General features: G+C 45.4%; 1 pseudogene. It reads left to right on the top strand.

Annotated elements, in window-relative coordinates:
* A pseudogene (locus UF06_RS22565) lies at positions 1–352 on the top strand (lipoprotein NlpI); the annotation flags it as partial.
* Positions 353–401 lie beyond the last annotated feature (49 nt).

Here is a 401-nt window from a genome sequence, read left to right as displayed (position 1 = left end):
TCAGCAGCGTTACCAACAAGATCGCAGTGAAGAATGGGGTTGGGTGTTAGTCGCTCTTATGCTACGCGATGTTTCTGATGAAGCGGCTCTTGCTGCGATTATGGATGGGACGCGAGAAAACTATCGCCTTGCTCAGCGATTGACTGAAACCTATTTTTATCTCGGTAAACGTCATCAATTGGAAGGTGACATCGCCAGCGCGATTTCGTTGTATAAGCTCGCCATTTCGTTGAATGTGTACGAGTACGTTGAGCATCGTTACTCTTTCTTGGAGTTAGCACAAATTTATGACCAACTTCAGCAAGATAGGTTGGCCAAGCTAAAAGCCGCCGAGCAACAAGAACAGCAATAATGATAAAGCCGCTTCCATAAGCGGCTTTTTTACGCTTGATGATTGAGAT

The organism is Vibrio sp. S234-5 (genome assembly GCF_000960595.1).
Lineage (GTDB): Bacteria > Pseudomonadota > Gammaproteobacteria > Enterobacterales > Vibrionaceae > Vibrio.
Note: the sequence above shows the minus strand (reverse complement) of the source record. Positions and strands in the feature narration are given on the sequence as shown.